The sequence below is a fragment of the Flavobacterium sp. genome (assembly GCF_035292545.1).
Taxonomy (GTDB): domain Bacteria; phylum Bacteroidota; class Bacteroidia; order Flavobacteriales; family Flavobacteriaceae; genus Flavobacterium.
In genome coordinates this window covers 1-6,183 of record NZ_DATDPV010000084.1, presented here as the reverse complement: position 1 = coordinate 6,183, position 6,183 = coordinate 1, and the positions used below count along the sequence as shown (strand labels likewise).

The 6,183-nt window shown below is 35.3% G+C and carries 2 protein-coding genes and 1 pseudogene; all 3 read right to left on the bottom strand.

Going from position 1 to position 6,183, the window contains the following annotated elements:
• Positions 1-1,708 (bottom strand): annotated as a pseudogene (locus VI621_RS14765) (hypothetical protein); the annotation flags it as partial.
• 505 nt (positions 1,709-2,213) lie between these two features.
• Complete coding sequence (locus VI621_RS14760; RefSeq protein ID WP_324219174.1) at positions 2,214-3,434, bottom strand: 3-oxoacyl-[acyl-carrier-protein] synthase III C-terminal domain-containing protein; 1,221 nt, start codon at positions 3,432-3,434, stop codon at positions 2,214-2,216.
• 385 nt (positions 3,435-3,819) lie between these two features.
• Entirely contained in the window at positions 3,820-5,523 is a 1,704-nt protein-coding gene (locus VI621_RS14755) for a T9SS type A sorting domain-containing protein (protein WP_324219173.1), read from the bottom strand.
• Between the last annotated feature and the right edge of the window lie 660 nt (positions 5,524-6,183).

Below are 6,183 nucleotides of genomic sequence, written 5' to 3'. Positions count from 1 at the left end.
TTGTACTCATCTGCCATTGGTAAGTGATAGCGCCACCTCCAGAACCAGGAGTTGTGCTGGTGAAAGCCGCTGGATTAAATGGAGTACAAAGCGTTTGACTGCCTGCTATTTCTCCCGGATTTATTGCGTTTGGTGTTACTGTCAAACAATTGCTGTTATCAGAACATGGAACGCCATTGAGTGTTGAAGTAGTTACTCTACGGAAATAGGTTATTACCGCCACAGCCCCTGCATCATAAGTAGCTGAAGTAGCTCCAACGATATCGGCAAAACCAGAACTACAACCTGTTGTACTCATTTGCCATTGGTATGTGATAGTACCACTTCCTGAACCAGGAGTTGTACTGGTAAATTCGGCCGGGTTAAATGGCGTACAAAGTGTTTGATCCCCAGCTATTGTTCCCGGTACAACATTATTCACTGTTCCGGTAACTTGAGTTCTTGGACCTTCGCAGCCTCTGGAATTTGTACAACTTACCCAATAACTGGTCGTTGAAGTAATATTTGGAGAAAATGTGGGTCCAGTATTTACTAGATTCCCTAATGTAGCAGCATCATACCATTTCAATGTTCCTCCTGGGCAACCACTGGCTGATAAATTTACTACACCAGGTCCGCAACGTGTAACCGAAGTTACAGTTGGTGCATCTGGAATAAAATTCAATTCCAATTGAATCGGAGCACCTGGAAAATCTTTTAATTCAGATTGATCTGAGTTTCCTGAAGATCTTGTTCTGATAAATAAAGTACTGATTACAAAACAAGGGTCCTGTGCGAACAATTGCGTAAGATTCACAGCACCCTCGGCCCATTGATTCACAACATAAGAACCAGGGTTGGTCCCATATACATCAAATGGCACCGAGGTAGGAGAAGTATTATTGGTGATAAAAACCTCGCCAAGAAACTCGGAGTTAGGATGAATTACATATTCAAAACCAGCTCCTACTGCCTCCCATTTACGGATTGAAATTGAAGCAGCACCACCACCCTGAACAAACTCGATGGTAACCAGTAAATCCCCTACAGTACGACCTCCATCAGTTCCTAGAGATAAAAATGAACCGCTTCCGCCTGTGATTGGTGTTGTACCTGTTTGGGGATTGAAAGTGCCAAATTCCGCACCTGTTATTGTTAAGGATTTCTGTAAAAACTCGAAATCTATATAACTGCTCCCATTGGTTACCTGACGGTCACCGGCAAAAAGACACCATAAATCAGTTGATAATCCACCCAATGATGGTTCACCATAAGAAAAATGAGCACCACAATTTTGGATTTCATTTTTGTTAGGTGAACTACCCGGACCCCAAGTATAAGTATTTGGATTATCATTTATTTTGTTAGATAATGTGAATATGGTTTTATCATCTACATAAGGATCTTGTAAAAAATAAGTAAAACCGGGATAAAGAAGATTACCGGTAGTTAAGTCAAGTACCCCATGGGTGCCTGTTGGATGGACCATGTCAAACAAATCCCCAACACCGGTAGTACTACCTACATATCCAGGGATAGTAGCTGGCGTGTGAGCTAAGGCATCACCATCCACCCCAGAACCTCCAAGTGGCGTTTGTACAGGCACAACACCTGTAATAGCCTGCCCATATGACGAAATGCTCATCATCAAAATTGCCGTTAACATAAAGTAAAAAGTGCAACAATAGTCTGAAACACATTTTTTCGCATAAAATACAAATGTTTTCATAATGATTGGTTTTAAAAAAAATTATTAATTTAAAGACCATATCATTTGTAAAAAAGTAATGATTAGAAATGGGTTTTCGAATAACTTAGAATAGCCTGCTTCATAATCTTAATTTTATAAAAAAGTTAATAAATTAGAACAGTTAATAATTAAATGTTTTTCCTTAATAATGTATTGTTTTTATTAAATACATTAGGTCGTAAAGTTAAAAAAAAATTAATATTTAAATATTAAATAAACAATCTAAATTATTGAATATCAATACTTTAACATATTTAAACGTGTAATATATTACAAATTCACTGCTATTTATTACTATCGTTTTCTAAAAATATTGGGACAAATATTCAATAGTTTTTACACGAAGGGATTGGACTGAATTTAAGTTAAAGACTTTTCAGTTGTTCAATTAAAATTTTAGAATTTATTTATAATTATTAATAAAAAAATATAGATTTCAATTCGATCATTTAGTGTTAATTTTTAAAACAAAAGTGGTCAGAAATTATATTTTTTCAAGTAACAATCCAGTACATGTAAGACCCGGACCAAATGCCATCGCAACAACTTTTGTTCCTGCTTTTATAGTTTTATCATTTATAATTTCATTAAAAATATGAGGAATAGTGGCAGAAGACATATTTCCTTGAAGGAATAATACATTGTAAGACCATCGAGCCTGATTCTTATCCAATCCTATTTCATTTACCACATAATCAATAATTTTTGGCCCGCCTGGGTGAATTGCAAAATGCATGCTAGACTTCTCTTTTTCGAGATCTACTCCTCCTTTTTCACAAAGCTTTGCTAAAAAAGATTTGATATTGTTACGAATAAATACAGGAACTCTTTTGGAAAGTGTCATCAAAAAACTATACTCTCCCAAATCCCATGACATATCTTCTAAGGAATCAGGAATTAGAACTTCGTAAGACGATAAAATTCGCAATCCTTTTTTCTCCTTAATACTATTATCCTTAAGAAAATTCTCTTCTTCATATAAGGAGTATCCAATAAAACCGTCAGCGAAAAGCGAACAAATCAAGGTGTTTGATGATGAAAACTCGGTTAAATTCAAGTGTGCGGATAATAATTCAGTATGAACCACATCTACTCTACCATTATTTGGACTGGCACATAATAAGCTACTGGCAGTCCGGATGGCAGGAAAAGCGCCGTAACATCCCATATGATACGAATGGGTAACCTGAACACTTTCCCAATATCTTTTTACAACAGCTTCCTGCGCAACACTGGGCGAGGAATAACCAGAACAAGTAACGTGTATAAGATTTTCAGGCTTAATAGTTTTTTTAGAATAAAATTCATCAAAAACATAACCCATTTTACTTTTAAACCATTCCATTCGAACCTCTATTTTAGGCCCGAAAAAATTCTCTGAATGGACTTCAAAACTAATAGGAAAAGGATACTCTGAAGGCGGCGTAACTTCCATTTTATTTTCAATAAAATCCTCAACCTCTTCAAATATTAAAATTTGTCTACTCTTAATGTTTTCAGAAGAAACGGCATACTTATCAACATGGTCTGAAACAAACTCAAAACTAATTGACTTGGCATCAGTTACATCAGTTTGTGTAGCTGCCAATTGTGGCATATTTTGAAAATGATGGTAAAGAAACTTGGTATACTGATTGAGCTTTTCCTGATTAATTAATTTCCCTACCAAAACAGGATGAAAATTGGAAAGAATAATATTTTTCATTATTTCAAAGTTTAATATTACAATATAAAGTTACTCATTTACAGATACTTAAGAAAATTTCAGTCATAAAAACCAGTTATTTTAACAATCTTAATAATCAATATATTACAAAGAAAACAACACTATTCTTTTATATTTTAATCAATTAAAAACAGTTAAAATCACATTTAATATGGATTAGTGTGACATCAAAAAAACATCTTAATAATTTCAAAAAAAGCTCAAGTCTAGAACTGGTTCAATCCTAAAGCCTATTGTAAAACTAAAAAAGCAACTAACCTCTTTATATGAAAAGCCATTGTCCAAGAATAATTTTTAGAAAATAAAACTTCAAAAAAAGAAGGCTGGTATTTTACCAGCCTTCTTAGTTAATGTTATTATTTAATTATTTAGTAGAAATTACTTTTTTAGTAGTTGATCCTTTATCCGTTGTCACTTTGACAAAGAATATTTGCATTTCACTATGATTAAATTTAGTGTCCAAAGTCACTTCTTTATCAAAATAAGCATCTGGATCATCATGTGTCATCAACAATCTACCTCTTAAGTCATAAATCTCTATTCTTGCATTTGTTTTGTAATTAAAATTATAACGAATATTGATATTTTCTTTAAATGGTACCGGATATGCTGTAAAAGTTACGTTTTCGGTTGTTACTTCCATAGGAGCGACTACTTCGGCAGTTTTAGTACTTCTCTGTACTGATGCTGTACCACAACTGGTTGCTGTGGATGGGCAATCACTGACTGAAGCTGTGACCTGGTATCCCGATCCTGCCGGAATATTAATAAATGTAATATCATCAGTATTTAAGGCAGTATAAGGCGAGACTGGAGAAAGTGCGGGATTACTTGTAATAGCATTTCCATCTTTATCCTTAACTGTATAAACAGCTCCCGAGATTACACCATCAATGGTAATACTGAAAGTGTTTTCATCACAGGCAGGTGGATTGTAAGTTACACTTGGCGCAGCAGTTTCATTGACTGACAAAGTTGCCGTACAATTATCAGTCGAGTCAACCCCTCCGGAATTAGTAGTAACAAGTGTTAAGGTATATGGCGATTCGGCGGTTGTAGCGCCATTAACGGTTACGGTCTGCTGATCTGCATTAGTCAAAGTCGCACTACTTCCTGTAATTGACCATGAATAGCCGCTCAAGCCAGCGGGTCCGCTAAATTGAGCTGTTCCCCCTGCGCAAATAGTTTGTGTTGCCGGTGAAATATCACAGGCTGGTGGTGGCGGAGCTACAGCCGCTGCGGCTAGTGACCTGTCCTGATTACCACCCGTACCGTCTATCGATATGAGTCGCATATGGTACGGAGATCCTGAAACTGCCGTAGCCCCATTACCCGTACCCCAATCGTATTCAGCAGCAATATGACCACCCCAAGCTAGTAGTACTCTTGAGTCAGATGCGGTAAAGGTGATTTTAAATCTTTGAGCCGATTTTGCAACCGTTAAATCTGCAGTTCCAATATATTCCATGCCGGTAATTGCACCATTATAGATAGTTATCATTCTCTTCGCAGCTGGTACTGCATTAAAATAAGCGAGTGGCGGATCGGTAGGTGGCGGAAGAATTGCGTAATCTACGGGTGCACTAAACGGACCTGTGAGACCTTGAAGAGGTAGTATCTGTTCTGGATTATGATCAAAGGTTGTAAAATGAGTATCTGTTGGGTTATCTATATTATTATACCCTGTTATAAAATCAAGTGCATTTTTTCCTGAATGTCTTACATCCCATTCTATGATGAGCTCATGAGGTACATTAACGCCTGTAGCTAGGTTTCCTAATAAGATACGATAAGCAACGGACCATCCCTCAGCATAGTGCGCCTGAGTAGCCCCGGCATTCCCATTTACCCAATTTGCTGGATCAATAGGGGAATCCCCTGATCCATTTCTAATCTGATCCAGATTAGCACTCGGCCTGGTGCTTTGGCTATAAAGAGACCCCTGACTAAACACTAAAAGCAATAGTGTGCCATAAAAAAAGAGTTTTTTGACAAATTTATTTGTGCTAAAAAAACTTGAAAAACCTGCGTTGAAACAGGAGGAAAAAGTAGAACAATACCCTTGCATACTTTTTAACTGACTAAAAATAAAATTTTCCATAATAATTTGGTTTTAAGACCATATTATTAATAAGAAAGCAAAGGTAGAAATTGGGTTTTCAAAATTTTAAAAGTGAAAGTTTTTCAAAAAAAATGAAAATTTTAAAAATTAAACTGAATAAAAACCATGGAAGTAAATCTGCTATGACTTTATTTAAGTGCAATCTATAATACCACTATAATAAATCATAAAGGGTCGATTGTTATTTCTTAATTATTTATAAAGTTACTAGTTTTCAGTAAGTTATGATAATTTAACTTAAAAAAATGACTAATTTAACTTTATTAACAATCCATATATTACAAAGATAAAAAGTATTTTTTTTTTTAGTTTCATTAATTTAAAAAGTAAGTTGATGCCGAATTATTTGAAAATTATTTCAAAAATTAAAAATTATCCTTTTTTATTTTAAAAGTTGATTAAAAAGACAAGATCATATTCTAACATGTAAATAACATTTCATATAATCTGATTTCTAAACACACATCCACGGATAAAACCAAAGCCAATTTTAGCAATAGAATTGGCTTTATTTTTTTGGCATGTCACCACCTCCGCGAGCTCCGGTGCTGTCGGGCTGTGCGCTATATCTTTGTTTTCTTAAAGAAAGAAAACAAAGGATGCCGC

What these genes read in the sequence shown, in the direction of transcription:
- VI621_RS14760 (WP_324219174.1), bottom strand. Translation starts at nt 3,434, where the DNA reads ATGAAAAATATTATTCTTTCCAATTTTCATCCTGTTTTGGTAGGGAAA.
- VI621_RS14755 (WP_324219173.1), bottom strand. Translation starts at nt 5,523, where the DNA reads ATGCAAGGGTATTGTTCTACTTTTTCCTCCTGTTTCAACGCAGGTTTT.